The sequence below is a fragment of the Citrobacter sedlakii NBRC 105722 genome, from assembly GCF_000759835.1.
Lineage (GTDB): Bacteria > Pseudomonadota > Gammaproteobacteria > Enterobacterales > Enterobacteriaceae > Citrobacter_A > Citrobacter_A sedlakii.
Genome location: NZ_BBNB01000014.1, coordinates 130,108 through 156,568, shown reverse-complemented (window position 1 = coordinate 156,568; position 26,461 = coordinate 130,108). Strand labels below are relative to the sequence as shown.

Below are 26,461 nucleotides of genomic sequence, written 5' to 3'. Positions count from 1 at the left end.
TACAGGCCATCTCAGCGCAGCGACATCCGCCGCGAACAAGCATCCTTCTGGCGCCTAAGTTGACCAACTGCTCTGCAGACCGATTGCCGTCAGGCTATGGTAAAAGTCGGGTCCTGACCCCCATACACACTGAGCTTCCTCTGAATTCCTTCTACTGCTAATTAAATCCTCGACCCCTGTCACATAATAATATATAACAATTGAATAACATTTCATTTACCAAAATGACAGCAAACACAACTGATGATCACAATCAGATCTTTGGCAGGAGTACAATTCTAATGACAGAAAGCAGTGTAACTGTGAACGGGTCACTGACCGACAGTGATACCCGTCGCCGCGTATGGGCAATTGTCGGTGCCTCATCCGGGAATCTGGTTGAATGGTTTGATTTCTACGTCTATTCCTTCTGTTCCCTCTACTTTGCGCACATCTTCTTCCCCTCGGGTAACACCACAACTCAACTTCTCCAGACCGCAGGCGTCTTTGCCGCAGGCTTTTTAATGCGCCCTATTGGCGGCTGGCTGTTCGGTCGGATAGCCGATAAACATGGGCGAAAAAAATCCATGCTGTTATCGGTGTGTATGATGTGTATGGGATCGCTGGTGATCGCCTGTCTGCCCGGTTATGAAACCATCGGCACATGGGCGCCAGCGTTGTTACTGCTTGCCCGTCTGTTTCAGGGGCTGTCTGTTGGTGGAGAATATGGCACCAGCGCAACCTATATGAGTGAAGTCGCTGTAGAAGGACGAAAAGGTTTTTATGCCTCGTTTCAGTATGTGACGCTGATTGGTGGGCAATTGCTGGCACTGCTGGTTGTAGTAGTCTTACAGCACAGCATGGAGGATGCAGCGCTCAGAGAGTGGGGGTGGCGTATACCCTTTGCGTTAGGCGCAGTACTGGCCGTGGTCGCGCTCTGGCTGCGTCGTCAGCTTGACGAAACGTCAAAGCAGGAAACCCGAGCTCTGAAAGAAGCAGGCTCGCTGAAAGGACTATGGCGAAACCGCAGAGCATTTATCATGGTGCTTGGATTCACCGCCGCGGGTTCCCTCTGTTTCTATACCTTCACGACTTACATGCAAAAGTATCTGGTGAATACCGCCGGGATGCATGCCAACGTGGCCAGCGGAATTATGACTGCCGCTCTGTTTGTATACATGCTTGTTCAGCCGTTGTTTGGCGCCCTGTCTGATAAAATTGGTCGACGTACCTCGATGCTGTGTTTTGGCGCGCTGGCGACACTGTTTACCGTACCCATTTTATCCGCGCTACAGAACGTGACATCGCCTTACGCAGCCTTTGGGTTGGTCATGTGCGCATTGCTAATTGTCAGCTTCTACACTTCAATCAGTGGGATTCTGAAGGCCGAAATGTTTCCGGCGCAGGTTCGTGCGCTGGGGGTTGGTCTTTCCTATGCGGTGGCGAATGCGTTGTTTGGTGGTTCCGCAGAATACGTCGCGCTCTCGCTGAAGTCTGTCGGCATGGAAACCTCTTTCTTCTGGTATGTCACAGTTATGGCGATCGTCGCGTTTTTAGTCTCGCTGATGCTGCACCGCAAGGGTAAAGGGCTGCGCCTTTAGTCATGCGCCAGTTGCCAGACGGCATAGCCAGTGGTTGCCCCGGCGACATCCCAGGCGAAATCTTTCCAGCTCCAGCCGCTCCCTTCAGGGCGGCTGTCCCACAGTTCTTTTGACGCGCCAAGGCTGAGCGAAAACATCAAACCAAATGCGGCGCTGCGATCGCGGCTCATACCCTGATGATGCGCATATTCGTTACCTGCGGCTGAAAGCATCGCGGAGGCGATAAAATGCTGAGCCTTATCTTGCCCGTGCCAGCTGTCCTGAGCCAGATGGCTACATCCCGAAAGAACAAAGACGCTCAGAACAAGAAGTATACGCACCGGCACCTCCATACAGAAAACCCCGTACAGGACGGGGTTTTGATTACAGAATACGACTAATAAGCCTGTCGATCCGAATCCGGCGAAGTCGGCGAATAAGTTTACGGACTTTGACCGGATAATCAGCGATGCTTTGAAGATCGCGATAATGTTTAACGATCGTAGTATGCGTACGGATCAGATCCAGTTCTTTTTCTCTTTGCGCCGCCAGTTCTTGCTGAGGATCGTGAATCAGGATCGCATTTTCCAGATCCAGACGCCAGGCGCGCGGATTGAGGTTATTACCGGTAAGCAACATCCAGTTGTCATCCACCCACATGCCTTTGAGATGATAAGAATTATCTTCGTCTTTCCACAGACGGACGACGAGCTGATCGGTATTCACATAGTATTGCAGACGGCTCAGGAAACGCCGCAGGTTAATCTCGTAGAGATAGGGCAGAGCGCCGATAATTTTAAACGGCTCGTTTTCCGGAATATAAAAATCGTTGGCGGTTTTATCTCCGACGATGATCTCCACCTTTTTACCTTCACGCAGCAACTGAATAATGTTGCGCACCAGAATCGCTGGCAGGTTGAAGTAAGGCGTGCAAATCGTAAGCTTATGTTCCGTGCACGGCATCAAATGAAAGATGGTTTTATTGAGCAGGCTGGATTTACCCAGGCCTACTAATGGTGTCACGGAAAGCTGATCGTTGTTCGCATCGCCCTGAAAATGGTAGGCCGCATCGCGTAACTCCTGGCGATACAGACGAATATCATTTTTGATTTCCGGACTTTTTGGACGTTGAGTATCATCCAGTCGATTAACGCCACGACCCTGCATCAGGTTCTGGGTGACCCATTCGAACATGATGTCAGCCATTTTGGCGTTACGGATCAGGTGATAGCGATCATAACGATATTTATCATGCTGATGCAGGTAGACGTCGTTCAGGCTAGCGCCGCTGTACAGCACGCTGTCATCAATGATAAAGCCTTTGAAATGGAGAACGCCAAGGGCTTCACGAGTGTTGATGGGTACGCCGTAGACCGGTACGTCGACGCCGGGGTTTTCATGTGCCATCCGGCAATACCAGTCGGCATTGGTATTCGATGCCGCCGCGCCGATTCGTCCACGTTGCGCACGATGCCAGTCGACAAGCACCCGAACGTCGAGTTCCGGCCGCTGCCGTTTCGCCTCATAAAGCGCGTTTAGGATGCCTTTGCCACCGTCATCCTGTTCCAGATACAGGGCGATGATGCAAATGCGTTGCTTCGCGCCGGCTATTTTCTCCAGCAGAGTCTCCCTGAACCTGGCAGGAGCATAAAAGAAATCGACATCATCAACTGATTGAGAAATCTTCGGTAGTTGGGCAAGGTGTTGTTGATGTTTATTACGCTTAAATTTTGACAACATCACAGTGCATTTCTTCTCTGTTCATTGAAGGGTCCTCTGTGCTATGCAGACGACATAAGCGGGCAATGATAACACCGTCCCCGTTAAAGTGGTCAACATTTCCAGTACCTTACTCACGATTCCTCGGGCGGCGCAAGCTCAAGCGTTAGCCCAACGATACCCTCTTCAAGCTGGATATCCACGTGGAAACCGAGCTTACGAGCCAGCGCCACCATGCCGCGATTGTTAGGCATCGTAATCCCATTCAGCCGTCTGAGTCCGTGATCCCGGGTATAGGTAATTAATTTTTCCAGCAATCGACGACCTAATCCTAACCCTTTGAGATCGGAACGCACCAGGACGGCAAACTCCGCATCAACGTTATCCGGATCGGAAATCGCGCGGGTGACGCCGAGAATTTCTTCCGTTTGCTCAACGCGTCTCACTGCGACAAATGCCATTTCCCGATCGTAGTCGATCTGCGTCATGTTAGCTAAATCTTCGTGGGTAAATTCATTGATCTCACTAAAATAGCGGTAATAAAGATCTTCTTTGGTGACCTGGGAAATGAACTGCTGAAGATGAGGCTCATCCTCCGGCAGGATAGGTCGGAACAGGCAGCGCTCGCCATTTTTCATCTCGACCCATTCTTCTAATTGATGAGGATAGGGACGCACGGCAAGGCGACTTTCGTTATCACCTTCAAAGGGCGCGATATCCAGAGTGACATCCAGCGCGGTAAACTCTCCGGCTGAGGCCAGCAGCGGATGGATATCCAGTCGCTGGATCTCCGGGCAGTCGACAATCAGGTTCGACACCTGCACCAGTAACTGGCTCAGACCCGCCACATCCAGCGGACGCAAAGCGCTACGCCCGCGGATCTTCTTACTTTTTATTCCCTGAATAACCAGGTAACGCGCCAGATTCATGTTCAGCGGCGGAAGCGCAACGACAGCCTGTTCTTCAGGGTGCCACTCCACGCCGCCTTCGCCCAACATAATCAATGGGCCAAACACCGGATCGTGCTCCACGACCACGCGCAACTCCTGCGCGCCCGCGCGGTTTGCCATGCTTTGCACCAGCAGACCGTGTATGCGCGCTTGCGGCCAGGCCATTTTTACCCGATCAAAGATAGCATTGGCCGCCTGCTGAACCTCATTCGCCGTGCGCAGATACAGCATGACCCCCTGTACTTCTGATTTATGAGGAATATCCGGCGAACGCAGCTTGAGCGCGACCGGGTAGCCAATCTGCTCGGCGATATGCACTGCTTCGGCGCTGTCGCTGGCAATCCAGGTGGGAAGCGTATGCAACCCATAGGCTTGAAGAATGGGCTGAACTTCATGAGTATCTAATGATGTCGCACCCTCGTGAATCGCCTGCTGAAGCAGGTCATGGGCTTGCGTCGTATTGGCGGTGAGATTGCTGGGCAACGCGGGCGTTTCCCGCAATTGTTTCTGGTTTCGCCGGTATTCCACCATATGCATAAACGCGGTAATGGTGCCTTCCGGGGTGCGATAGGTTGGCAGTCCGGCTTCGCTAAATAACCGTCGGGCTTCCTGAGAGGAAAACTCTCCGCACCAGTTGGTTAACAACGAAACAAACTTGCCGCGCGGATGGTGGCTAACGGTTTCTATCAGCGCCTGAGCGGTCTCGGTACCCGGCGCGGTGGCGCTGGGGGAGTGTATAACCATCAACGCGTCAAAATCCTGACTGGCGAGGAGGCATTCCAGCGTTTTAGTGTAATGCGCAATGCTGGCATCATCGCGAAGATCCAACGGGTTAGCTACTTCAACGTGCGCAGGGAGAAGATCGCGTAGCTTCTGGCACGTCTCTTCACTCAGCGTGGCCAGTTTGCCGTTACGCGACCAAAGTTCATCCAACGCCAGCGCCGCCGGCGCTGCGCCATTGCTGATAATCATTAGCCTGTCGCCGCGCAAAGGACGCATATGACTCAGCGTTTCTACCGCAGAAAACAGTTCGTGAGTATCCTGCACGCGCAGCAAGCCTGCGCGCTGAATAGCGGCATCCCAGGCAGGGTCCATTCCGGCGCTGGTCTGTAATAAACGCTGGGCAGCCGGGCTGCGACCGCTTTTGATCACCAGAATCGGTTTATTGCGCGAGGCGCTGCGGGCGGCAGAGACAAATCGTCTGGCATCGCTTAAGTGTTCCAGGTAAAGCAGAATGGCGCTCGTTTTACTGTCACGGGAGAGATAGTCAAGCAATTCGTCGACATCAATGTCGAGGCTATCGCCAAGCGCAATAAAGTAGGAAAAGCCCATTTCGCGCTGCTGCGCCCAATCGAGAATAGTGTTCGACACCGCAGCGGACTGGGAGATAAACGCCAGCTTACCGCGTTTAATCGGCACCGGAGAAAAGCTGGCATTGAGCCCTTGCCAGGGCGCGAGCAGCCCAAGGCTGTTAGGGCCAAGCAGACGCATTTTATAGCGCGCGGCACAGGACAATAATTCAGCATGTAAAGACGCGGGGGCGGAAAGAATAATACAGGTTTTACAGCCCTTTTCTCCCAGCGCTTCCAGCAGCGCCAGATTGCGGCTGGCATTGGTGCACAATACGGCGAGGTCAGGCGTAAAAGGCAGACTGTCGACGTTCGGCCAGGCCAGTACGCCTAATACCGCTTTCCAGGCGGGCGTGACGGGAAGAACCGGGCCGTTAAAGCCGCCTGCCAACAGATTGCGCATCATCAGGTAACCCGCCCGGTTGGGTTTCATCGATGCGCCAATCACGGCTATCGATTTGGGTCGCAGTAGCGCTTCCAGCCCTCGCTGACTCATATCGGTTTCCCTTGCATAGAGATGACCGAATGATTTTAAACGCTTTCTGCTAATTGTGCTGTGACGCTTCCCTGATGTTGGGTTTTTCCTGCGAGATAGCGGGTTTTGAAGCGGCTAAAGTGTTCGCCAAGCGCACCTGCGGCGTCGGTATCACCGGCCAGATCCAGCAGGGCGATAGCCACCTCGGCGGTGCAATATTGCCCGTCGGCATGGATGCCGCGCAGGTGATAGGCCGACAGGCGCGACAGGTCGACGGAAATCACCGGCAGGTGGTCGAGGTAGGGGCTTTTACGAAACATTTTGCGCGCTTCCGGCCAGGTGCCGTCGAGCATAATGAACAGCGGTGGTTTACCGGTGGGGGGCGCCAGGATCACTTCACGTTCTTCGCTGGCATACGAGGCGGGAAAAACCACCATCGGCTGATACGCGGGGTCTTGCACTAAATCCAGCAACGCCTGCGGCGGTTCGGTTCGCGACCATTGAAACGCCGCGGTATCCGGCAACGTATCGGCAATCAGTCGTCCGGTATTACTGGGCTTCATCGGTTCGGTATCAAACATCACCAAACAGAAACGACTCTTCGCCCACGAAGGCGACAGGGTCGCGCACAGGCACAGTTTCAGCGGCAGTAAACAGCGCTGGCAGCGACGAATGCGATTACCGCGGGCGAGAAAAGGGCGCGTGGCGCGTGCAAGACGTTCAGCACGAAGCTTAAGAACAGCGTTTTCAGTCATTAGGGATTGAGAAGTGCGTCGAAAAACGCCATTGTCGCAGAGGTAAAAACGGGGCACAAGATGCGCCCCGACGAGATTACAGCGATTCGTTCAGCCAACTATCAAATGGCGCTTTTGGCACTGCGCCATTGAGCATATCCACAACCTGACCGTGCTTTAAGATCATAATGGTTGGGATGCTGCGAATGCCGAAGCGGGCGCTGAGTTCTCGCTCTGCTTCAGTATTCACTTTCACGAAACGCACTTTACCGCTGCGTTCTTCGGCGACGTCTTCAAAAATGGGGGCGAAGTTACGGCATGGGCCACACCACGGCGCCCAGAAGTCGATCACAACAGGCAGATCGTCCTTCAGCAGTTTATCCAGCGTTTCACCGGTCGCATTGATCACCTCTCCGTCAAACAGGTCGTGACCACAGCGTCCGCATTTTGCCGCATCCTCAACCCGATCGTCGGGAATGCGGTTGATGGCCTGGCAGCTGGTACAAACGGTATTCATAACTAACCTCTGGATGAGTAGGGATAATGAACGGCATGAACGCCGATATGTTTCCAATATGTTACATATTATCGACGAGACTGTTTTAAACAACAATGTGTTTTATTCAATGAGTACAATAGTCATAAGCTTTTAAATGAAATAATGGCTAACTCAGTGTACATCGGGTAATCTGCGCGCTTCGCGCAGCGCTGGTGGAGAAAAGCATGAACGATGAATTGAAAAACAAAAGCGGCAAGGTCAAAGTGATGTATGTCCGCAGTGATGATGATTCTGATAAACGTACCTATAACCCGCGTACCGGGAAAGGGGGCGGACGTCCAGGAAAATCTCGTGCTGACGGTGGCCGTCGCCCCGCCCGCGATGAACGACCCTCTCAGAACCGCGATCGCAAGCGTGAAGATTCGCCGTGGCGTACTGTGTCCCGGGCTCCCGGTGACGAGACGCCGGAAAAAGCCGATCACGGTGGGATCAGCGGTAAAAGTTTTATCGATCCTGAAGTGTTGCGTCGTCAGCGCGCGGAAGAGACCCGCGTTTACGGCGAAAATGCCTGCCAGGCTCTGTTCCAGAGCCGTCCGGAAGCCATTGTCCGCGCATGGTTCATTCAGAGCGTTACCCCTCGTTTTAAAGAAGCGCTACGCTGGATGGCGGCGAACCGCAAAGCGTATCACGTGGTAGATGAAGCGGAGCTGGCAAAAGCCTCGGGTACTGAACATCACGGCGGCGTTTGTTTCCTCATCAAAAAACGTAACGGCACCACCGTTAAGCAATGGGTGAGTCAGGCGGGTGCGCAGGACTGCGTGCTGGCGCTGGAAAAAGAGTCTAACCCGCACAACCTGGGCGGCATGATGCGCAGTTGCGCCCACTTTGGCGTGAAGGCCGTCGTGGTGCAGGATGCAGCATTGCTGGAATCCGGTGCGGCAATTCGTACCGCAGAAGGCGGCGCGGAGCACGTGCAGCCAATCACCGGCGACAGTATTGTGAATGTGCTGGATGATTTCCGTCAGGCGGGGTACACCGTCGTGACCACCTCAAGCGAACAAGGTAAACCGTTGTTCAGCACTGCCTTGCCAGAAAAAGTGGTGCTTGTGCTGGGCCAGGAAGCAGATGGTCTGCCGGACGCTGCGCATGATGCCAGCGATTTGTGCGTGAAGATCGATGGTACCGGGAAGGTCGAAAGTCTGAACGTCTCAGTCGCGACTGGCGTACTGCTTGCCGAATGGTGGCGTCAGAATAAAGCGTAACGACACGTTGCCCGGCGGCAAGGGCTTGCCGGGCATGCATTCACTGACTTACTCGCTCTCTGCCGGTAATACCGGCATCCAGTCAACAGGCTTTTCGCCACGCTGCTCCAGCCATTGATTCGCCAGAACAAAATGATTGCAGCCAAAAAATCCGCGATGCGCCGACAGCGGAGACGGGTGGGGCGCTTTCAGCACATGATGACGTTGCTTATCAATAATTGCCCCTTTTTTCTGGGCGTGCGATCCCCAGAGCAGGAACACCACTCCTTCACGATGCTGGTTGATCAGTGCGATCACTTTATCGGTGAAGGTTTCCCACCCAAGACTGGCGTGTGAATGCGCCTGGCCGGCCCGAACGGTTAATACCGTATTGAGCAACAGCACGCCCTGACGCGCCCAGCTTTCAAGATAACCGTGTGAGGGGCGGGTAAAACCCGGGATCGAGCCTTCCAGCTCTTTATACATATTCACCAGCGACGGCGGCGGCGCAATGCCCGGACGAACGGAAAACGCCAGCCCGTGCGCCTGGCCGGGGCCGTGATAGGGATCCTGTCCGAGAATAACGACTTTTACCTCGCCCAGTTCGGTGAAGCGAAACGCGTTAAACACATCTTTTTGCGGCGGATAAATCGTCATTCCTGACTGTCGTTCTGCAGCAACGGTGTGAAGCGTATTCACAAAATAGGGCTGCTGTTTCTCTTCAGCCAGCACATCGTGCCAGGTTAATTCGGTGGCCATCTCGCTCTCCTGCGAATTTTCAATCAACATAGCTTAACTGCTTCTTTGCATGGCGCAAACTGCTGTCGCCCGGCAGCGTGCGCTATGCCTCTAATAAAGTTGAAAATTTATGTAAAAAGTTTATGCCTGGGTCGGGCGTAAGTTGATGTAAAACAATAAATTCATCGCATCACCACTTTTGTGGTGTGGTTTTTGTTGATTTAAATCAAAGAATCAAGGGTGTCAGGGGGGTATATATACACTCAAGCAACAATGGTTTTACCAATTGGCCGCGAGACGGCCAACCCTAATCAAATAATTTGCCGGGGAGGCATCACATGATTACAGGTATCCAGATTACTAAAGCCGCTAACGATGACCTGCTGAATTCCTTCTGGTTGCTGGACAGCGAAAAAGGCGAAGCACGCTGCATCGTTGCAAAAGCAGGTTTTGCCGAAGACGAAGTGGTTGCAGTAAACAAACTGGGCGACATTGAATACCGCGAAATTCCGATGGAAGTGAAACCGGAAGTGCGTGTGGAAGGGGGCCAGCACCTGAACGTTAACGTACTGCGTCGCGAAACGCTGGAAGATGCGGTTAAGCATCCGGAAAAATACCCGCAACTGACTATCCGTGTTTCCGGTTACGCCGTGCGTTTCAACTCTCTGACGCCCGAACAACAGCGCGACGTTATCGCTCGTACCTTTACTGAAAGTCTGTAAGCACACCGCTCAGACTGATTCATCAACCCCGGTGGCACGCGCTGCGACCGGGGTTTTTTATTGTTTGCATTAATCACCCGCGTGATTAAAAGTTTAGCGATAATTAAACTTTTATTATTCCTCCTCATTCAACACATATATCACCGACGTTATTTTTCGCGCTGGTAAGTATAGTTTTGTCAGTTTTTTCGTGGTTTAGGTTTGGTTTAAATAAACATGCGGGAAAACGGCTATTATCCGCGCAATTAAGAAAATACCCTCCGTTCAACTCTACTTCAATTTTCTGTCTGCTTTAGTCGGACAACGTTATTTCTATAAATTTGTAATAATATCTTTGGGAAAAATATGAGACGCAATAAGGTCGCCTTTTTTTGCCTGACGGCTATATACAGTACAGCGTTTAACGCCAGTGCTGAATATCTTCAGGACGGTCTGAAGGTTTCTACAGAAGATGTTTCACTGAATGACAGCGGAAAAATTATTAATACGTCCGTTTCTAAATCGAAAACGTTAACGCTTGGCGGTGATATTCAGGCAGAATCCACTCTGCTTGATGTCGGTAATCTGACTGCCGGAGACCGTGTCTCCTTAGCAGACACGACATTGAAGGGGCGCAGTCTCCTGACGCTGAACGATAATACTCTTGCAAATAATACTGTGCTGCAAGGAACCAACACGACTGTCATTCTAAACAATAACGCGACGGCGACGAATACCACGTTAAACGGCATCAGTTATTTAAATGTTAACGATAATGCGTCAATAAGTAATACTATTATTAATGATAACAGTACAGTGACCTTATCGGGTAAGGCGACGGCGGAATATACCACAACGCATCGTAATATGACGTTAAACGATCATGCCACAGCCACTCACACGCATGTTAAACAACATGGACGGCTTTATCTCAATGGCGATGCCTCGGCCACTGATACGCTTGTTGATGATGGTGGGTATATTTACACCTACGATAATAGCCAGATAAGTAATACCGTATTAAATGGTACATCGTTATTAACGATGTATGGGAATTCTTATGGTGTCGATACAGTTGTAAATAAAGATAGCAAAATTTTTATCAGAGAGCATTCGCTTCTGGAGAACACCACGGTCACGAACGGGGGTTATTTGGGTTTTCATGACAATGCCTCGACCCGAAACACGCGGGTGCAATCTGGCGGGAATATGAATATCTCTGCTTCCGGTTCAGCAGAAGACACTTACGTTGAGCAGGGCGGGCGTTTAAATATGAACTCAACGGCCAGCGCCAGCAAGACAGTCATTAATGGCGGCACGATGCTGATGAGTATGAATGCGGTGGCCAGCGACACGCAAATCGCCGGTAGCGGTACGCTGGATATCAAAGGCAATGCTGCCTTAACGGATACCACGCTGTTTGATACCGCTGCGCTAACCATGACTGAAAACACCGTGGCGAACGGGACGACGCTCAACGGTACGAGCACGATGAGGCTTTCCGGCGCAGCGAGCGCGCGGAACGCCACCCTCAATGACGCCAGTGTGATGACTCTGGCAAGCGGTACCACCGCGCACGACACGGTAGTTAACAGCGGAGCATTTCAGCTGTATACCTCCGCACGGGCGACGGGGAGTACGGTTGTCAACGGGGCTGGCGAGATGATTATGGAAGCCGGTGCATATGCCAGCGACCTGACGCTGAAAGGCGGTACTCTGTCGATTACTGACTTAAACGACAATACCACCAGTGTGCTGCCTGCCCGAATCGATACGCTGTCGTCGGAGCGAGGGATCGTCTCGTTTCTGCGTGACAGCAATGGCGATTATGCGGCTTTGTCGATCGGTTCGCTGAGCGGGACAGGATCGTTTCTGTTTAATACGTCATTGGCGGAACGTAACGGGAACTTTGTCACTATTGATAATGGCGTTGGCCAGTTCAATATCATCGTCCATGACTCAGGCCGGGAAATTGCCGATCCAGACAATCTGACCGTCAACCTGGTGAATGATAAAGAGGGCAATATTGACTTCACGCTGGTCAGCACTGTACAACGTCGTGTCGCAATGCTGGATGCGGGGGTGTACATGTACTCGCTTTATCACCAGCAAGGTAAAGATCAACTGGAGGGTAACATCTGGTATCTGGGCCTGGCGAACGGAAATACCGTGCAGCCGGAACCTGAAGAACCGGAGCCGGAAGAACCAGGCACAGAGCAACCGGGTACAGAAATTCCTGGTACTGGCGGTGGAGAGCAGCCCGATACCGGTGGTAATGGCGGTAACGAAAATAAACTGACCACGCCGTCAACGGATGCGATCCTCAACATGGCGTCGGCAATCACGCGCGTGGTGAATGCTGAACTGGATGGCTTCCGCGCCTGGCGCTCAACGCTTTCGGCGGATAATCTTCCGGAAAACAGTGTATGGGGGCATTACACCGGCAGCAACAGCCGCGTTCACAGTAGCAATGGCGCGGCGTATCGTCTGGAGCAAAACGGCATTGAAATCGGTGCGGATAAGACCACACGATTTGAGCATGGAAACCTGCTAACCGGCGTCTGGATGTCCAGCTCTGCGAATGAGGTAAGACATGCGCGAGGTGGGAAAAGTACCCTGGATAGCTACGGTCTGGGCGCGTATGCCACGTGGTTCGATCGCTCCGGGATTTACGTTGATGGCGTAATGAAAGGCAACCGTCTGAACAGCGACCTGAAGGCGAAAATGACCAACGGAGGTTACACCAGGGGCGACTGGCATCAGTATGCGCTGAGCGGCGTGCTGGAAAGCGGTTATCGTCATTGGCTGACGGCACAAACTTATGCCGAGCCGTATGTCCGTACCAGCGCCGTTCAGGCAAACCGGGCCAACATCACGCTCAGCAATGGCATGAAAGCGGACACCGGCAAGCCCCGTTCGCTGATTGCGGAAGCCGGTACGCGTGTCGGTAGCCAGTTCACACTGGGACGCGCGGAAGTGAAGCCTTACTTCCATGCGGCAGTGGTTCAGGAAACCGCGAAGTCAAACGAAGTCGCCATTAACGGCATACGCTTTGATAATAATGTGAACGGGGCATCTGGACGTTATGGCGCGGGAGCGTCGCTGGAACTGGCGGAAAATACCACGTTGTATGGCGAGGTCAATTACCGACAAGGGCGATATATCGAAGAACCGGTACAAGGCGTACTGGGACTGAAAATGCACTTCTGATGGCAACGCAGAGAATAAAAAGCCGGCGCAAATGCCGGCTTTTATTATTAGAGAGAAACGGCGTTTTTATTCTTCACCGGACTGCTGCGCGACGTCGCTAGCGCTCGGTTTACGGCGCTTACCAATATTTTTGGTATCACGGTGACGTTTTTTCACCCGCGGCTTCTCTTTTTCCTTCTCTTTTTTCTTCTCTGCGCGTTTGGCGAGCACTTTTTTGGACGGTTTCCCGGTCATTTTTTCACTGGGCGCTCGCGTGGTCGGGCGGAGTTCATCAATCACGCGTGATTTTAGCGGTTCCTCAATGTAACGACCGATTTTCAGCAGCAGCAGATGATCGTGCGCTTCAACCAGTGAAATGGCTGTGCCTTTACGCCCTGCGCGGCCTGTACGACCGATACGGTGCAGATAGGTATCCCCGCTGCGCGGCATGTCGAAGTTAATCACGTGACTCACGTCAGGAATATCAATCCCGCGCGCCGCAACGTCGGTGGCGACCAGCACATTCACGCGACCGTCGGTAAGACGTTTGATGCCTTCGTTGCGTTTGATCTGCGCCATCTCGCCTTCAAGATAGCAGTTGTTAATGCCTGCCAGGCGCAGTTGCTCTGCCAGTTCATGAACTCGCTCACGCTTACGCACGAACACGATGGTGCGGGTCGCGTCTTCCTGCTTCAACAAGTGCTTCAGTAGTTCGAATTTATGCTCGTAGTTATCGGCACGGTAGTACCACTGATGAATCTTTTTACGCTCACGCGTGGACGGAGTGGCAGACACTTCAACCGGTTCTTCCAGCAGACGCTCGGCAAAGTCTTTGATCGCCTCGCCTTCCAGGGTCGCGGAAAACAGCATCGTCTGCTTACGCCAGCGCGTTTCTCCGGCAATGTGCTCAATATCCTGAGCAAAACCCATGTCCAGCATGCGATCCGCTTCGTCAAGGATCAAGGTTTCTACCGCGCGGCAGTCAAAGTTCTCTTCTTTTATATACTGCATCAGGCGACCAGTGGTCGCGACCACGATATCCTGGTTTTCGCTGAACACTTCCGCGTGGTTCATGTACGCGACGCCACCGGTAATGGTCGCAATATCCAGATGGGTATGCTTTGCCAACTCGCGAGCGTGATCGGCGACCTGCATTGCCAGTTCGCGCGTCGGCGTAAGGATCAGGATACGCGGCGGGCCGGATTTCTTACGCGGGAAGTCGAGCAGGTGCTGCAACGCTGGCAGCAGATATGCCGCCGTTTTACCGGTGCCTGTCGGCGCAGAACCGAGCACATCACGGCCATCGAGCGCAGGCGGAATGGCGGCAGCCTGAATGGCGGTCGGGCGAGTGAAGCCTTTTTCCTGGAGGGCATCCAGCAGGCTTTCGTCGAGTTCAAGTTCGGAAAAAGTCGTTACAGTCATGTTCTACCTCTGTGTGGGGCGCTGATTATAGACGTTACGGCTGTAATCTTCATCTGTTTGTATGGATATCGCTTCTCAGGTATTGTTTTTACTCGGCGCTGTCGCCGTTTTTTCTGCAAGGTTTGTTATTCATGTCCCAGTCTACATCCGTTCTTCGTCGTAATGGATTTACCTTTAAACAGTTTTTTGTCGCTCACGATCGCTGTGCAATGAAAGTCGGGACGGATGGTATTTTACTTGGCGCATGGGCGCCAGTGGCCGGGGTAAAGCGGATCCTGGATATCGGTACGGGCAGCGGTCTGCTGGCTCTGATGCTCGCCCAACGTACCGATGAAAGCGTCACGGTCGACGCGGTTGAACTGGATGTAGATGCCGCCGAACAGGCGCAGGAGAATATTCTGCAGTCGCCATGGGCCGGGCGGCTGACCCTGCACCAGGAAGACGTTCAGGGCTGGGCCTCCCGGCAAACCGTTAAGTTTGATTTGATCGTCAGTAACCCGCCTTATTACGAGCAGGGCGTCGACTGTGCGACGCCGCAACGGGAACGGGCGCGTTATACCACGACGCTGGATCACCCGGCGCTGCTAGCCTGCGCGGCGGAGCTGATTACGGAAGAAGGTTTTCTCTGCGTCGTCCTGCCGGAAAAGACCGGCGGCCTTTTTACGCAGCAGGCGCATGACATGGGCTGGCATTTAAGGCTCAGGACCGACGTTGCGGAAAATGAAGCGCGTTTACCGCATCGGGTTCTGTTGGCTTTTTCACCAAAACAGGGAGAATGCTTTAGCGACAGGCTGGTAATACGCGGGCCAGACCAGCGTTACTCAGAAGGTTACACGGCGCTGACCCAGGCGTTTTATTTGTTTATGTGAGTATGTAGTGGCGACAGTACCGACGGTCCGGAAACGGCCAGCAGATCCGGATAATCAAGCGTATAGTGCAAACCGCGGCTCTCTTTGCGCATCATTGCGCAGCGTACGATCAGTTCGGCGACCTGCACCAGATTACGCAGCTCCAGCAAATTATTCGACACCCGGAAGTTGGCGTAATACTCGTCGATCTCCTGCTGCAACATAGTAATACGCCGCAGGGCGCGCTCCAGGCGTCGGGTGGTTCGCACGATGCCGACGTAGTCCCACATAAACAGGCGCAGCTCGTGCCAGTTATGCTGGATAACGACAAGTTCATCGGGATTTTCTACACGGCTTTCATCCCAGGCGGGAAGGGCGCTTACGCCACGGGCGTAAGGCATACGTCTGTCGATATCTTCTGCCGCCGACCAACCGTAAACCAGGCATTCTAGCAACGAATTCGACGCCATACGGTTAGCGCCGTGCAGGCCGGTATAGCTCACTTCCCCAATGGCGTACAGGCCATCAACGTCGGTGCGTCCATAATCATCCACCATCACGCCGCCGCAGGTATAATGCGCAGCAGGCACCACCGGCACCGGATCTTTTGTCAGATCAATGCCCAACCCCAGCAGTTTTTCATAGATCATCGGAAAGTGCTGGCGGACAAACGCCTCAGGCTTATGGCTGATGTCGAGAAACATACAGTCCGCTCCCAGACGCTTCATTTCATGATCGATCGCGCGGGCGACAATATCCCGCGGCGCCAGCTCGCCGCGCTCATCGAAATCCGGCATAAAGCGCGTGCCGTCGGGACGTTTAAGATGCGCGCCTTCACCACGCAGCGCTTCGGTAAGCAGGAAATTTCGCGCCTGTGGGTGATACAGGGCGGTAGGATGAAACTGGTTGAATTCAAGATTAGCGACGCGGCAGCCCGCGCGCCAGGCCATCGCAATCCCGTCACCCGAGGAAATGTCCGGATTCGTCGTGTACTGATACACCTTCGACGCCCCGCCGGTAGCCAACACTACCGACTTCGCATGGCAGGTCTCCACGCTTTCCTTATTACGGTTCCAGATCCAGGCGCCGACCACCCGGCGCGTGCCCGGCAGACCGATTTTATCGGAAATAATTAAATCGACAGCATTGCTGCGCTCAAGCACGCGGATGTTGGGATGGTTCTGCGCCTGACTGACCAGCGTGGTTTCGACCTCTTTACCGGTAGCGTCTGCGGCATGGAGGATGCGACGATGACTGTGACCGCCTTCACGGGTTAAATGATAGCTTTCCTGACCGTCAGGCTGGATTTGCGTATCAAACAGCACACCCTGATCGATTAGCCACTGAACGCAGGCGCGGGCATTGCTGGCGACAAATTCTACCGCGTGGCGATCGCATATACCGGCGCCGGCGATAAGCGTATCTTCCACATGGGAATCGATGCTGTCGGTTTCATCGAAAACGGCGGCAATCCCTCCCTGCGCATAGAAGGTGGACCCTTCGCTAACCGGGCCTTTGCTCAGGACAATGACCTGATGCTTCGCTGCAAGACGCAGCGCCAGCGAGAGGCCGGCAGCGCCGCTACCAATAATTAACACGTCACAAGAAAGTTCAGGAGTGGTTTTCATGATCTTTGTTTAATTTACTAAACAGTGTCTGGCGAGCATAGCATCATAACCTGCGTTTCAGCACGTTTTATTTTCAGTTCCGTTGAGCTGGCTAAACAGAAGTCGGGATTGCAAGGAAATGTCTGGTTAAGGATATATTTTGCGTAGCGGGCCGTAAGCGCCAGATTAGAGGATGAAATAAAGTAGCTGTTGGGGTACTCTGCAACCGGTTTATGGGCATTTCTTATGAGATAGTGCATTGTTCAGACTCGGTAGACTTATAATGAGAGATAATGACCGTCTACAACTTGACACTCAAAAAACAGATGCGTAACGGAACTTTACAAAAACGTGACACTCTAACCTGTTGCTTGCTCACAGTGCAGCTAATGGAGTGGCGTTTCGCGAACGCGTGGAAATTTGGTTTGGGGAGACTTTACCTCGGATGAGCGAGCAGTTAACGGACCAGGTCCTGGTTGAACGGGTCCAGAAGGGAGATCAGAAAGCCTTTAACTTACTGGTAGTGCGCTACCAGCATAAAGTGGCGAGTCTGGTTTCCCGCTATGTGCCGTCGGGTGACGTTCCTGATGTGGTGCAAGAGTCATTTATAAAAGCCTATCGTGCGCTGGATTCATTCCGGGGAGATAGCGCTTTTTATACTTGGCTGTATCGTATTGCCGTTAATACGGCGAAGAATTACCTGGTGGCTCAGGGCCGTCGTCCACCATCCAGTGATGTGGATGCGATTGAAGCAGAAAACTTCGAAAGTGGCGGTGCGCTGAAAGAAATTTCGAACCCTGAGAACTTAATGTTGTCAGAAGAACTGAGACAGATAGTTTTCCGTACTATCGAGTCCCTCCCGGAAGATTTACGTATGGCAATCACCTTACGGGAGCTGGATGGCCTGAGCTATGAAGAAATCGCGGCCATCATGGATTGTCCAGTGGGTACGGTGCGTTCACGTATCTTTAGGGCGCGGGAAGCTATTGATAATAAAGTTCAACCGCTTATCAGGCGTTGACGATAGCGGGATACTGGAAAAGGTATTAGGCATGCAGAAAGAAAAACTTTCCGCTTTAATGGATGGCGAAACGCTGGACAGTGAGCTGCTCAAAGAACTGGCTCACGACCCGGAAATGCAAAAAACCTGGGAAGGCTACCACCTGATCCGCGATTCTATGCGGGGTGACACGCCTGACGTGCTTCATTTCGATATTTCCGCTCGCGTTATGGCCGCCATTGAAGATGAGCCGGTACGCCAGACGGCGCCATTAATTCCAGAGGCCCAGCCCGCACCGCACCAGTGGCAAAAAATGCCGTTCTGGAAAAAAATGCGCCCGTGGGCAGTGCAACTTACCCAAATGGGGGTCGCTGCATGCGTATCGCTTGCAGTTATTGTTGGCGTCCAGCACTATAATGGGCAATCTGAAACGTCCCAGCAGCCCGAAACGCCAGTGTTTAACACACTGCCGATGATGGGCAAAGCCAGCCCGGTTAGCCTGGGAGTACCTTCTGACGCGACCGCAAACGGTGGTCAACAGCAGCAGGTACAGGAGCAGCGTCGTCGAATTAATGCCATGTTGCAGGATTACGAACTGCAACGTCGACTGCACTCCGAACAGCTTCAGTTTGAGCAGGCGCAAACACAGCAAGCCGCTGTTCAGGTGCCAGGAATTCAAACTCTAGGAACGCAATCGCAGTAATGAAGCAACTTTGGTTTGCCATGTCACTTGTGGCGGGTAGCCTGTTCTTTTCTGTAAACGCCTCGGCCAATGCTGCGTCCGGGGCGTTATTGCAGCAGATGAATCTGGCCAGCCAGTCACTCACTTACGAGCTGTCGTTCGTCAGCATCACAAAACAAGGCGTAGAGTCTTTACGCTATCGCCACGCGCGTCTGGACAACCGCCCGCTTGCCCAACTGCTGCAAATGGACGGCCCTCGCCGCGAAGTTGTCCAGCGTGGAAACGAAATCAGCTATTTCGAACCCGGACTTGAGCCGTTCACCCTTAACGGCGACTATATTGTTGATTCTCTGCCATCGCTTATCTATACCGACTTCAAGCGCCTTGCCCCGTACTACGACTTCATTTCCGTGGGCAGAACCCGTATCGCCGATCGCCTGTGCGAAGTGATTCGCGTTGTCGCGCGTGACGGCACCCGTTATAGCTATATCGTCTGGATGGATACTGAAACCAAGCTGCCGATGCGTGTCGATCTGCTTGACCGTGATGGCGAAACGTTAGAACAATTTCGGGTAATCGCTTTCACCGTTAATCAGGACGTGGGAAACAGCATGCAGATGTTGGCGAAAGCCAACCTGCCGCCGTTGCTCTCCGTTCCGGCCGGTGAAAAAGCGAAATTCAACTGGAGTCCAACCTGGTTGCCGAAGGGTTTTAGCGAGGTGTCCAGCGGTCGCCGACCATTGCCCACGATGGACAACATGCCGATTGAATCGCGTCTTTATTCGGACGGTTTGTTCAGCTTCTCTGTCAACGTCAACCGAGCGACGCCAACCAGTACCGATCAGATGCTGCGAACCGGTCGCCGGACCGTCAGCACCAGCGTGCGTGATAACGCCGAAATCACCATTGTGGGTGAACTGCCGCCGCAAACGGCGAAGCGAATTGCCGACACCATTAAGTTTGGGGTGATGCAATGATCAAAGAGTGGGCTACCGTCGTCTCCTGGCAAGATGGTCAGGCGCTGGTAAGCTGCGACGTGAAAGCATCCTGCAACAGCTGCGCGTCACGCGCCGGGTGCGGCAGCCGCGTGCTTAATAAGCTGGGGCCGCAGACGACGCACACGCTCGTTGTGCCCAGCGACACGCCGCTGGAACCCGGCCAGAAAGTGGAACTGGGCATTGCTGAAGCCAGCTTGCTTGGCTCTGCCGTCCTGGTGTATATGACGCCGCTGGTGGGGCTGTTTTTGTTCGCTTCCCTTTTTCAGGCGCTGTTTGGTTCCGATCTCGCTGCGCTAAGCGGCGCGGTACTCGGCGGCGTCGGCGGGTTTTTGTTTGCGCGAGGCTTTTCCCGTCAGCTTGCTGAACGTGAATCCTGGCAGCCGGTCATTCTGAATGTCGCGCTCCCGCCTGGCCTTGTTCGCGTCGATGCCACATCATCAGAAAGTCGCTAATCCTGTCTCTGCCGGAGGGCGGCTTCCCGTTCCCGCTATCCTTACTCTATGAACATTTCCTCGCCTCACCGTTGTAGTGTAGAATGCGGCGTTTCAGTTAAACAGACGTTAAGCTCAGAACAGCGACTTCTCAAAGCCTGCCACGGCGGGCGTTAAGGCACAATAATTACTCTATATGAAGAACATACGTAACTTTTCGATCATTGCTCACATCGATAATTGATACCCCGACACCCTCCGCAAACCTCCGACAAATATCCTTCTAAACCCCCATAAAATAAGCTTTCACAAAAATAATACTGGTTGCATGTACAGTCAACCTGCGACATCATAAGTCATGGTTTTTGTGTCCACCAGTGCGTCCATATTCTATGATGGACACGGAACCGGTCGTTCTGATGGACACACGCAGGGACAAATCATGGCTATTTCAGATAGTTATCTCAAGTCGTGCCTTGGGCGCGAACGAGACAAAGTTGAGGAGAAGGCAGACCGGGACGGTCTGTGGGTGCGCATTTCCAAAAAGGGTGCCGTCACGTTTTTCTACCGATTCCGCTTCTTGGGCAAGCAGGACAAGATGACGATCGGCAGCTACCCGGAATTCGGGTTGAAAGCCGCTCGCGACGAAGTGACGAAGTGGGCCGCTATTCTTGCCCGCGGCGAGAATCCGCGCATCAGGCAAAATCTCGACAAAGCCAAAATTAACAGTCAGTACACATTCGAGGAGCTTTTCCGCGAATGGCATTCTATGGTCTGCATTCAGAAAGAGACCTCCGGGCAAATCCTGCGTACGTTCGAGCTACACGTCTTCCCTAAGCTCGGGAAATATCCGGCGCATCAGCTGACGCTTCACAACTGGCTTACGGTTCTGGACCGGCTGGCGCAAGGGTACAGCGAGATCACCCGGCGCGTAATAAGTAACGGTCGGCAGTGCTATTCGTGGGCGGTTAAACGCCAGTTGCTGGAGGTTAACCCACTGTCTGAAATGTCTGGTCGTGATTTCGGCATCCAGAAACAAATGGGCGAGCGAACACTGGACCGCAAAGAACTGGCGATTGTCTGGCGAGCCATTGAGGATTCCCGGCTCATTGAGCGAAACAAGATCCTCTATAAATTGTCACTGATATGGGCGTGCAGGGTTGGCGAACTCCGGCAGGCTGAAGTCGCACATTTTGATTTTGAAGAAGGGATCTGGACTGTTCCATGGGAAAACCATAAGACAGGGCGGAAGAGTAAGAAACCGATAATCCGTCCTATCATCCCTGAAATGCTCCCCTTGATAAAGCGGGCGATCGAGCTGGCGCCGGGGCGCTTTGTTTTCTCGAAATATGAAGACAAACCGATGAGCGAAGGTTTTCATATGAGCATCAGCAGCAACCTGGTTAAGTTCATGTTGAAGGCTTATAACGAGCAGGTGCCACACTTTACGATTCATGATCTGCGTAGGACTGCGCGAACGAACTTCTCAGAGCTGACTGAGCCGCATATTGCCGAGATGATGCTCGGGCACAAACTGCCTGGAGTGTGGTCGGTATACGATAAATACACTTATATCGAGGAAATGAGAGAGGCTTACAGTAAGTGGTGGGCTCGACTGATGAGCATCATCGAGCCCGACGTATTGGAGTTCACGCCACGTCAGACCGGATAATCCGTCCCTTGCTGTCACGGGGCAAATTCAGGTGAGACATAGGGCGCTGGACCGGGCGTGACATTTCACGAAGCTGCCACTCCTGCACTTTGGCTTTGAGCCACTTATTAGATCCGCCCATGTAGGAGCAGTCCGGCGGCGGGAACGGGTTGCTGTCGCTCGGTCGCTTACGATAACGCTCCAGTGTTCTGGCGGAGATCCGCAACTGGCAGCAAATTTCGCGGGTGCTCATCAGATCGAAGTCTTCAATTTTTTCGCTCATCATCTCTCCAGTGGCCCCGACCGGGGCCGTTATTGATTATTCGTTATCAGTTAAACCGACCAGGCAGAGTTCTCAGACGGCGCATGCCAGTCATAGCGGTTGCCACATAACTCTTATGACGGTTGACCACTTCTACCCAGATCTTCACGCCGTCCACGTTCACCGTGTATATTTCCTTCCTTTCGCTGCGACCATAGTCCCCGTAACGTTCAACATGCTTTGCCAGTGCTGCGTCACATGCCCGGCGGCCCAGTGGCGATTGCTTACTGCGATTTATAAGGCGCATAAAATCTCCTCAGGCGGGAGGGGGTAACCCCTCCCGTCACAGTTAGCCGATGTATTCCGGTTTCATATCGTCCAGGGTGATGCGGAACTGGTCATACAGTTCGTCACCCAAGTGGCGGCGCGATGAGGTCAAAGTGGCTTCAGCCTTAGCGAATAACGATTCGGCATCCGGATCGCCAGGGTTCGGAAGAGAATTAATCGCTGCTTCCACCTTGTTACGGGCGTCCACCATGAAGTAGCGCTGCACCGCTTTACCTTTCAGTTCGGTGAAGAGAACAGTACCCAGCACAGCTTTTTCTTTATCCAGATCAGCTCTGATGGCTTTTGCTGCATCTACCGACTCGGCGCGTTCAATGCGGTCACGGAAATCATCGGCAAGGGAATCAACGCTGATACCTGTGTCCTGTTCGCTGGTTACGGTGTCTGAACCGCTGGTAATCTCTGCGACAGACATTCTTTGCGCCGGTGCCGGATTGATTTCTCGCTCCGTCCGTGGCTCAACTTCATCAGGGCTGTACACGCCGAGGATCACTTCCGGGCAGTACAGGCGAGCCCAATATTTCACGCCCAGATAAGCGATCTGCTGTTTCGGGTTGGAAACCCACAAAGGAGAATTACGTGTAACAACACCAGAGAGATAAAGCGGTTCCCCCCAGGTAATTTCTGCTTCACCTCGAAGAATTGCTCCGACCTGAACGAACAACCCCATTTCGTCTTCATCAGTCCAGCCGCGCACCCGTTCGGTTACGTTGTATTTCCCGTTTTTACCGTGCTTTTCCCTTGTGACTTCCTGCGTCCTGGTGCAGCGTTCCCAGTCGCCACCGTAGCGGTAATGGAATCGCCCATGAATGGCACTGGAACTTGCGATTACCGCATTGATTAACTGAGCCTCATACCCAAGAACGCCATTTACTAGGTGTGTTTTCTGTGCGACGGCGTACGGGTTCATTCCCCATTGCATCGCCTGCATTACGATTGCCATACAGTCGGCTGGTTTCCCGGCCAGATGTGCCGGTACCGTCACCTGAGAATCTGCCATAAGATTTGCAAACGCTGTTAACTGGCCAAGGGCCTGAACGTTAAAAATTGCGTTGCTGGCAGAGATAGTGTTTGGAGCCTGCTGCTCGGTGGTGACAATATTAGTATTTTCCATGACAGTTCCCCTTATGCCTGTACACGCAGCGCTTCAAGGCGGCGTACATCAAAATCGTTCAGTTCGTCGGTGTAGTCTTCTGTGATAGGCGCTGGCCATTCACCAGTGTCGAAACCGTTCGCTATCGCTCGCATCGCTTTGCGGTATTCCAGCATGCCCAGTTCAAGCAGTTCGGCGGATGCCTCTATGATGGCGATCCAGTGGTAGTTCTCGTCTTTGTTGACGAAAATCCAGAAGAACTGATCCAGCCCGGCTGTTTCACAGTACATAGCCGCGCTCAGGTGATAATCACGGTCGATGATTTCCCGGTGCAACTTCGCACGTAGGCCTTCCTGCTTGATGTTCCACATGCTGATAGTTTTCAGGTCGGCGCCAATGCGCAGGCCGCCCATATCGATTTCAAGGTCAGGGCGTACCCGGACTTCCAACCCGGTTTCCTCATCAATCCCAAAATAGCTCACCTCGACAGCGCGGCTTGGGTGAGCCAGCAATTTGCCAGCGGTCGGGTGCCCAAGCAGGGCTTTCTGAATGTTCAGCGCGGTGCTGAGCTGTTGGCGGGTGACCAGCACTTTGCCTTCCGGGTTCTCGCGCCATGCATCCAGCAGTTCGTCGACGAACACGGCGCCCGGATTAACAGACTTCACGGCCTGAATCAGATCGGCCTTCGTGCCGGATACTTTCAGCGGCTGTGGTTTCTGTGCTTCCTGCGCGACCAGGTCAGGATTGATAATTGCCAGTTGCTCGAGCAGTGCATCACGGCTGCCGCTCGTTTTAACCGGCGCAGGCAGGGTGGCGTTGTATTCTTTGATGCAGGCTTTCATCGCAGTGGCTGTATGTTTGGTGCCGTTTTCAATGCGCTGGAATTCTTCCGGAAGCTGCTCATACGATGCATAGGTTTCATCTGCTGAAGTGCCTAGCGGCATCTGCGGCGGCAGGGTGGCGTTGTACTCTTCCAGTAACGCTTTGATGTCGTCGGCAGACAGCGGCGCCGGCAGACTGGCGTTGTGCTCATCGATAAACGTGCGGATAGTTGCCGTTGTGGTGAAAGCACCTTCCGGGATAACCGGTTCAACGCTGAATTCGACATCCAGTTGTTCAGGCTGTAACGCCAGTGCATGCACCAGGTTGCCCATATCCAGCACCGCGGAGCGTTCTTTGACGATGGTCTTTTCTACGTGGCGCGCATTGAAGTACATCAGCGACACGCGCGCATCTTTCACCTGGGTGGAGCTGATACCATTGGCTGCGTGGTAAACCTCATTCGGTACGCCTTCATAGCGGCCCGGCTCGAAGTATTCCGGCCACGCTGCCTCCGGTACTGGCTCTTCCTGTTGCGCCTCAGGCTCAGACTGGCTCACAGAATCGTTGCTCTGGTGCGTTTCAGCCTGATTCTGGTTCTCTACGGTATCTGCTTCTTCACCAGTGCCCAGATCGCCTTCGCCTGCCTGCACCGCATTACCAGCCGGTTTTTCATCATTGTCAGTTTCTTGAACCTGCACACTGCTGGTGGCCTCCGGATCCGTTTCTGTGCCATGAATTGATGTGTTCTGCATTAAAGCGGACACGTCGAAAATCCCGTTGCCGACGTTTTTAACCAGTTCAGGTTCGTCGGTTGGCTGGCTTGTCTCGGTTTTAACCCATTTTGGATCGGTTGGGTCGCTGATACCCTCGACGTATTCACCGCGTTCGGCGGCCAGCTGTCGGCTGGCTTCTTCTACAGCGTCTTTTTCCGGTGTGTGACGGGCTGCCGCAAGAGTTTCTGCCGTAGGTTTCTCGTGATTGCTCTCGGTCAGGCTTGCGTTGATATAGGCCCGCAGCCGTCCAGGAAATTTAACCAATTCGGATGATGTACCGCGGATAAGAGCAAAAATAGCGGCGCGCGAATAGTCCAGGATACCGGGCGTTGCGCGCAGTGCTGCGGACCATTCTTTGAATGGACTTTCCTTTTTCTTAACGATTTCTTTTGCGCGACGGTAAACACTGCCCGGCAGCTCATAGATATTAAAATCCATAGGCAGGGTGGCGAGCGCTATTTCAATGTCGAGAACGTCAAAATTATGCTTTACATCCGGATGACGATCGGTCTTATTACCGCCGCCAGCGTTAGCGCCGCTTTCAGTGCGCTGAATAGTCGATACACGGTTGCCTTTCGCCCACTCCTTAACGAGCAAACCGCGATCGATATGTTCGGTATCGAACCATGTTTTGAGGAACTGGATAACAGTCGCCAGCTCAGGAATTTTTCCGTCGACAGGGAATACTGTTTTTACGGCATTCACTGATTTATGAATGTCGTGTTCAACTGCTTTCTTGAACGCCTCAACATTCTCGGCGGCCAGTAACAGGTTCTGGACATATGAATTATCGGTGTCCATTTCCAGAGCAATAATTGCTTTTTTCTGATCGGCATCGACGTGATAGAGGTACTCGCCGTTGCCAATGTATTGAGCCAGAACTCGATGACGGAGAGGCATAGTTGCAACAACAGTCAGCTCTGGGGCAGGGGGTGGGCTGCTATCCTCGTTCTCAAAGTTTTCAGTGTGATCCAGCACTTCGCCTGTTTCAGTATCAACACCGTCAACGATATGCTGGCGGGCCGCGGCGGCAGCTTCAGATGACGGCAAGGTGATGCCGGGGATTTGCGCCCAGGTCATATTGTCCTTGCCGAGTTGATAGTAATCGCAGAACGTGAGGCTCAGCTCGCCTTCCGGCGGCAGTTCGTTGACGACGGGGAAATTGGTGGCGACGGCTTTGAAATAATCTTTCAGCTTCGCGCCGGATTTGATCAGGAGATAATCCAGCGTTGCATTTGCCGCTTCAAAATCATCGCTGCACCAGAGAACGGCATCCTTCTGGCCGGATTGTTTTTTTGCTTTGCGGACTAAGAATACAGGATTAGTTCCACTCATTGTTTTGTCCTCAATTCGTGTAGAATGGAGGCGCCTTA

At 53.1% G+C, this 26,461-nt stretch carries 22 protein-coding genes and 1 pseudogene; 11 read left to right on the top strand and 12 right to left on the bottom strand.

All coding sequences use genetic code 11. The annotated features are described in order from the left end of the window. The first annotated feature begins 281 nt into the window (after positions 1 to 281). Entirely contained in the window at positions 282 to 1,580 is a 1,299-nt protein-coding gene (gene kgtP, locus CSE01S_RS18780; RefSeq protein WP_042291720.1) for an alpha-ketoglutarate permease, read from the top strand. Here the strand turns inward: kgtP and CSE01S_RS18775 are convergent. The 5 genes from CSE01S_RS18775 to trxC all read right to left on the bottom strand — a co-directional run bounded on the left by CSE01S_RS18775 (position 1,577) and on the right by trxC (position 7,303). Continuing rightward, positions 1,577 to 1,912: a YfiM family lipoprotein gene (locus CSE01S_RS18775; RefSeq protein ID WP_072015028.1), complete on the bottom strand. Its 336-nt coding sequence runs from the start codon at positions 1,910 to 1,912 to the stop codon at positions 1,577 to 1,579. The genes kgtP and CSE01S_RS18775 overlap by 4 nt on opposite strands. A 31-nt stretch (positions 1,913 to 1,943) precedes the next feature. Then, a complete protein-coding gene (gene pssA, locus CSE01S_RS18770; protein ID WP_042291718.1) occupies positions 1,944 to 3,299 on the bottom strand; it encodes a CDP-diacylglycerol--serine O-phosphatidyltransferase in 1,356 nt (451 codons plus the stop codon). A 113-nt stretch (positions 3,300 to 3,412) separates the two neighbouring features. Beyond that, positions 3,413 to 6,073: a bifunctional acetate--CoA ligase family protein/GNAT family N-acetyltransferase gene (locus CSE01S_RS18765; RefSeq protein WP_042291716.1), complete on the bottom strand. Its 2,661-nt coding sequence runs from the start codon at positions 6,071 to 6,073 to the stop codon at positions 3,413 to 3,415. Positions 6,074 to 6,108: 35 nt separating this feature from the next. Further along, the gene (gene tapT / locus CSE01S_RS18760; RefSeq protein ID WP_042291712.1) at positions 6,109 to 6,807 is read right to left on the bottom strand and encodes a tRNA-uridine aminocarboxypropyltransferase; all 699 of its coding nucleotides are present in this window, start codon (positions 6,805 to 6,807) and stop codon (positions 6,109 to 6,111) included. A gap of 76 nt (positions 6,808 to 6,883) precedes the next feature. Beyond that, a complete protein-coding gene (gene trxC / locus CSE01S_RS18755; protein ID WP_042291710.1) occupies positions 6,884 to 7,303 on the bottom strand; it encodes a thioredoxin TrxC in 420 nt (139 codons plus the stop codon). 206 nt (positions 7,304 to 7,509) lie between these two features. Between trxC and CSE01S_RS18750 the strand changes: the two genes are divergently transcribed. Further along, on the top strand, positions 7,510 to 8,547 hold the full coding sequence (locus tag CSE01S_RS18750; protein ID WP_042291709.1) for a tRNA/rRNA methyltransferase: 1,038 nt from the start codon (positions 7,510 to 7,512) through the stop codon (positions 8,545 to 8,547). A gap of 48 nt (positions 8,548 to 8,595) precedes the next feature. Here CSE01S_RS18750 and ung read toward each other — a convergent pair whose 3' ends face one another. Further along, a complete protein-coding gene (gene ung / locus CSE01S_RS18745; protein ID WP_042291757.1) occupies positions 8,596 to 9,285 on the bottom strand; it encodes a uracil-DNA glycosylase in 690 nt (229 codons plus the stop codon). Between the two features lie 317 nt (positions 9,286 to 9,602). On the opposite strand from ung, the gene grcA reads away from it, so the two are divergent. Together grcA and CSE01S_RS21965 are read left to right on the top strand one after the other, a co-directional pair. Further along, positions 9,603 to 9,986, top strand: coding sequence for an autonomous glycyl radical cofactor GrcA (gene grcA / locus CSE01S_RS18740; protein WP_042291706.1), 384 nt, complete (start codon positions 9,603 to 9,605; stop codon positions 9,984 to 9,986). A gap of 345 nt (positions 9,987 to 10,331) precedes the next feature. Next, entirely contained in the window at positions 10,332 to 13,175 is a 2,844-nt protein-coding gene (locus tag CSE01S_RS21965; RefSeq protein ID WP_052406312.1) for an autotransporter outer membrane beta-barrel domain-containing protein, read from the top strand. A 66-nt stretch (positions 13,176 to 13,241) separates the two neighbouring features. Here CSE01S_RS21965 and srmB read toward each other — a convergent pair whose 3' ends face one another. Beyond that, complete coding sequence (gene srmB / locus CSE01S_RS18730; RefSeq protein WP_042291703.1) at positions 13,242 to 14,576, bottom strand: ATP-dependent RNA helicase SrmB; 1,335 nt, start codon at positions 14,574 to 14,576, stop codon at positions 13,242 to 13,244. 131 nt (positions 14,577 to 14,707) lie between these two features. Here srmB and trmN point away from each other — a divergent pair, with 131 nt between their 5' ends. Next, the gene (gene trmN, locus CSE01S_RS18725; RefSeq protein ID WP_042291701.1) at positions 14,708 to 15,445 is read left to right on the top strand and encodes a tRNA(1)(Val) (adenine(37)-N(6))-methyltransferase TrmN; all 738 of its coding nucleotides are present in this window, start codon (positions 14,708 to 14,710) and stop codon (positions 15,443 to 15,445) included. On the opposite strand, the gene nadB is transcribed toward trmN, so the two are convergent. Beyond that, entirely contained in the window at positions 15,430 to 17,052 is a 1,623-nt protein-coding gene (gene nadB / locus CSE01S_RS18720) for an L-aspartate oxidase (RefSeq protein WP_042291700.1), read from the bottom strand. The two genes, trmN and nadB, sit on opposite strands and share 16 nt — an antisense overlap. Positions 17,053 to 17,324: 272 nt before the next feature. Here nadB and rseD point away from each other — a divergent pair, with 272 nt between their 5' ends. The 6 genes from rseD to CSE01S_RS18695 all read left to right on the top strand — a co-directional run bounded on the left by rseD (position 17,325) and on the right by CSE01S_RS18695 (position 21,814). After that, complete coding sequence (gene rseD / locus CSE01S_RS23185) at positions 17,325 to 17,480, top strand: rpoE leader peptide RseD (RefSeq protein WP_131729047.1); 156 nt, start codon at positions 17,325 to 17,327, stop codon at positions 17,478 to 17,480. Then, positions 17,477 to 18,052, top strand: a complete 576-nt coding sequence (rpoE, locus tag CSE01S_RS18715) for an RNA polymerase sigma factor RpoE (RefSeq protein ID WP_000003307.1) — start codon at positions 17,477 to 17,479, stop codon at positions 18,050 to 18,052. The genes rseD and rpoE overlap by 4 nt, the downstream gene beginning before the upstream one ends. A 31-nt stretch (positions 18,053 to 18,083) precedes the next feature. Continuing rightward, positions 18,084 to 18,734, top strand: coding sequence for an anti-sigma-E factor RseA (rseA, locus tag CSE01S_RS18710; RefSeq protein WP_042291694.1), 651 nt, complete (start codon positions 18,084 to 18,086; stop codon positions 18,732 to 18,734). Next, the gene (gene rseB, locus CSE01S_RS18705) at positions 18,734 to 19,690 is read left to right on the top strand and encodes a sigma-E factor regulatory protein RseB (RefSeq protein ID WP_042291691.1); all 957 of its coding nucleotides are present in this window, start codon (positions 18,734 to 18,736) and stop codon (positions 19,688 to 19,690) included. Before rseA ends, rseB begins: the two co-directional genes overlap by 1 nt. Continuing rightward, positions 19,687 to 20,163 (top strand): SoxR-reducing system protein RseC, encoded by a 477-nt coding sequence (gene rseC / locus CSE01S_RS18700; protein WP_042291689.1) that lies wholly within the window; start codon positions 19,687 to 19,689, stop codon positions 20,161 to 20,163. Before rseB ends, rseC begins: the two co-directional genes overlap by 4 nt. 421 nt (positions 20,164 to 20,584) lie before the next feature. After that, the gene (locus tag CSE01S_RS18695; RefSeq protein WP_042291687.1) at positions 20,585 to 21,814 is read left to right on the top strand and encodes a tyrosine-type recombinase/integrase; all 1,230 of its coding nucleotides are present in this window, start codon (positions 20,585 to 20,587) and stop codon (positions 21,812 to 21,814) included. On the opposite strand, the gene xis is transcribed toward CSE01S_RS18695, so the two are convergent. The 4 genes and pseudogenes from xis to CSE01S_RS18675 form a co-directional block, all read right to left on the bottom strand. Next, positions 21,792 to 22,076, bottom strand: a complete 285-nt coding sequence (gene xis / locus CSE01S_RS18690; RefSeq protein WP_042291683.1) for an excisionase Xis — start codon at positions 22,074 to 22,076, stop codon at positions 21,792 to 21,794. The two genes, CSE01S_RS18695 and xis, sit on opposite strands and share 23 nt — an antisense overlap. A gap of 46 nt (positions 22,077 to 22,122) precedes the next feature. Next, entirely contained in the window at positions 22,123 to 22,362 is a 240-nt protein-coding gene (locus tag CSE01S_RS18685) for a DUF4060 family protein (protein WP_042291681.1), read from the bottom strand. 42 nt (positions 22,363 to 22,404) lie between these two features. Next, positions 22,405 to 23,563, bottom strand: a pseudogene (locus CSE01S_RS18680) (RecT family recombinase). Then, complete coding sequence (locus tag CSE01S_RS18675; protein WP_042291676.1) at positions 23,526 to 26,423, bottom strand: RecE family exodeoxyribonuclease; 2,898 nt, start codon at positions 26,421 to 26,423, stop codon at positions 23,526 to 23,528. Before CSE01S_RS18675 ends, CSE01S_RS18680 begins: the two are co-directional and overlap by 38 nt. Positions 26,424 to 26,461: the final 38 nt, after the last annotated feature.

Bases quoted from the DNA above. Each gene is read 5' to 3' on its own strand.
- grcA (WP_042291706.1), top strand. From the start codon at position 9,603: ATGATTACAGGTATCCAGATTACTAAAGCCGCTAACGATGACCTGCTG.
- rseB (WP_042291691.1), top strand. From the start codon at position 18,734: ATGAAGCAACTTTGGTTTGCCATGTCACTTGTGGCGGGTAGCCTGTTC.
- rpoE (WP_000003307.1), top strand. From the start codon at position 17,477: ATGAGCGAGCAGTTAACGGACCAGGTCCTGGTTGAACGGGTCCAGAAG.
- CSE01S_RS18695 (WP_042291687.1), top strand. From the start codon at position 20,585: ATGGCTATTTCAGATAGTTATCTCAAGTCGTGCCTTGGGCGCGAACGA.
- nadB (WP_042291700.1), bottom strand. From the start codon at position 17,052: ATGAAAACCACTCCTGAACTTTCTTGTGACGTGTTAATTATTGGTAGC.
- rseA (WP_042291694.1), top strand. From the start codon at position 18,084: ATGCAGAAAGAAAAACTTTCCGCTTTAATGGATGGCGAAACGCTGGAC.
- ung (WP_042291757.1), bottom strand. From the start codon at position 9,285: ATGGCCACCGAATTAACCTGGCACGATGTGCTGGCTGAAGAGAAACAG.
- xis (WP_042291683.1), bottom strand. From the start codon at position 22,076: ATGAGCGAAAAAATTGAAGACTTCGATCTGATGAGCACCCGCGAAATT.
- srmB (WP_042291703.1), bottom strand. From the start codon at position 14,576: ATGACTGTAACGACTTTTTCCGAACTTGAACTCGACGAAAGCCTGCTG.
- kgtP (WP_042291720.1), top strand. From the start codon at position 282: ATGACAGAAAGCAGTGTAACTGTGAACGGGTCACTGACCGACAGTGAT.
- tapT (WP_042291712.1), bottom strand. From the start codon at position 6,807: ATGACTGAAAACGCTGTTCTTAAGCTTCGTGCTGAACGTCTTGCACGC.
- CSE01S_RS21965 (WP_052406312.1), top strand. From the start codon at position 10,332: ATGAGACGCAATAAGGTCGCCTTTTTTTGCCTGACGGCTATATACAGT.
- CSE01S_RS18675 (WP_042291676.1), bottom strand. From the start codon at position 26,423: ATGAGTGGAACTAATCCTGTATTCTTAGTCCGCAAAGCAAAAAAACAA.
- CSE01S_RS18750 (WP_042291709.1), top strand. From the start codon at position 7,510: ATGAACGATGAATTGAAAAACAAAAGCGGCAAGGTCAAAGTGATGTAT.
- trmN (WP_042291701.1), top strand. From the start codon at position 14,708: ATGTCCCAGTCTACATCCGTTCTTCGTCGTAATGGATTTACCTTTAAA.
- pssA (WP_042291718.1), bottom strand. From the start codon at position 3,299: ATGTTGTCAAAATTTAAGCGTAATAAACATCAACAACACCTTGCCCAA.
- trxC (WP_042291710.1), bottom strand. From the start codon at position 7,303: ATGAATACCGTTTGTACCAGCTGCCAGGCCATCAACCGCATTCCCGAC.
- CSE01S_RS18775 (WP_072015028.1), bottom strand. From the start codon at position 1,912: ATGGAGGTGCCGGTGCGTATACTTCTTGTTCTGAGCGTCTTTGTTCTT.
- rseD (WP_131729047.1), top strand. From the start codon at position 17,325: ATGACCGTCTACAACTTGACACTCAAAAAACAGATGCGTAACGGAACT.
- CSE01S_RS18765 (WP_042291716.1), bottom strand. From the start codon at position 6,073: ATGAGTCAGCGAGGGCTGGAAGCGCTACTGCGACCCAAATCGATAGCC.
- CSE01S_RS18685 (WP_042291681.1), bottom strand. From the start codon at position 22,362: ATGCGCCTTATAAATCGCAGTAAGCAATCGCCACTGGGCCGCCGGGCA.
- rseC (WP_042291689.1), top strand. From the start codon at position 19,687: ATGATCAAAGAGTGGGCTACCGTCGTCTCCTGGCAAGATGGTCAGGCG.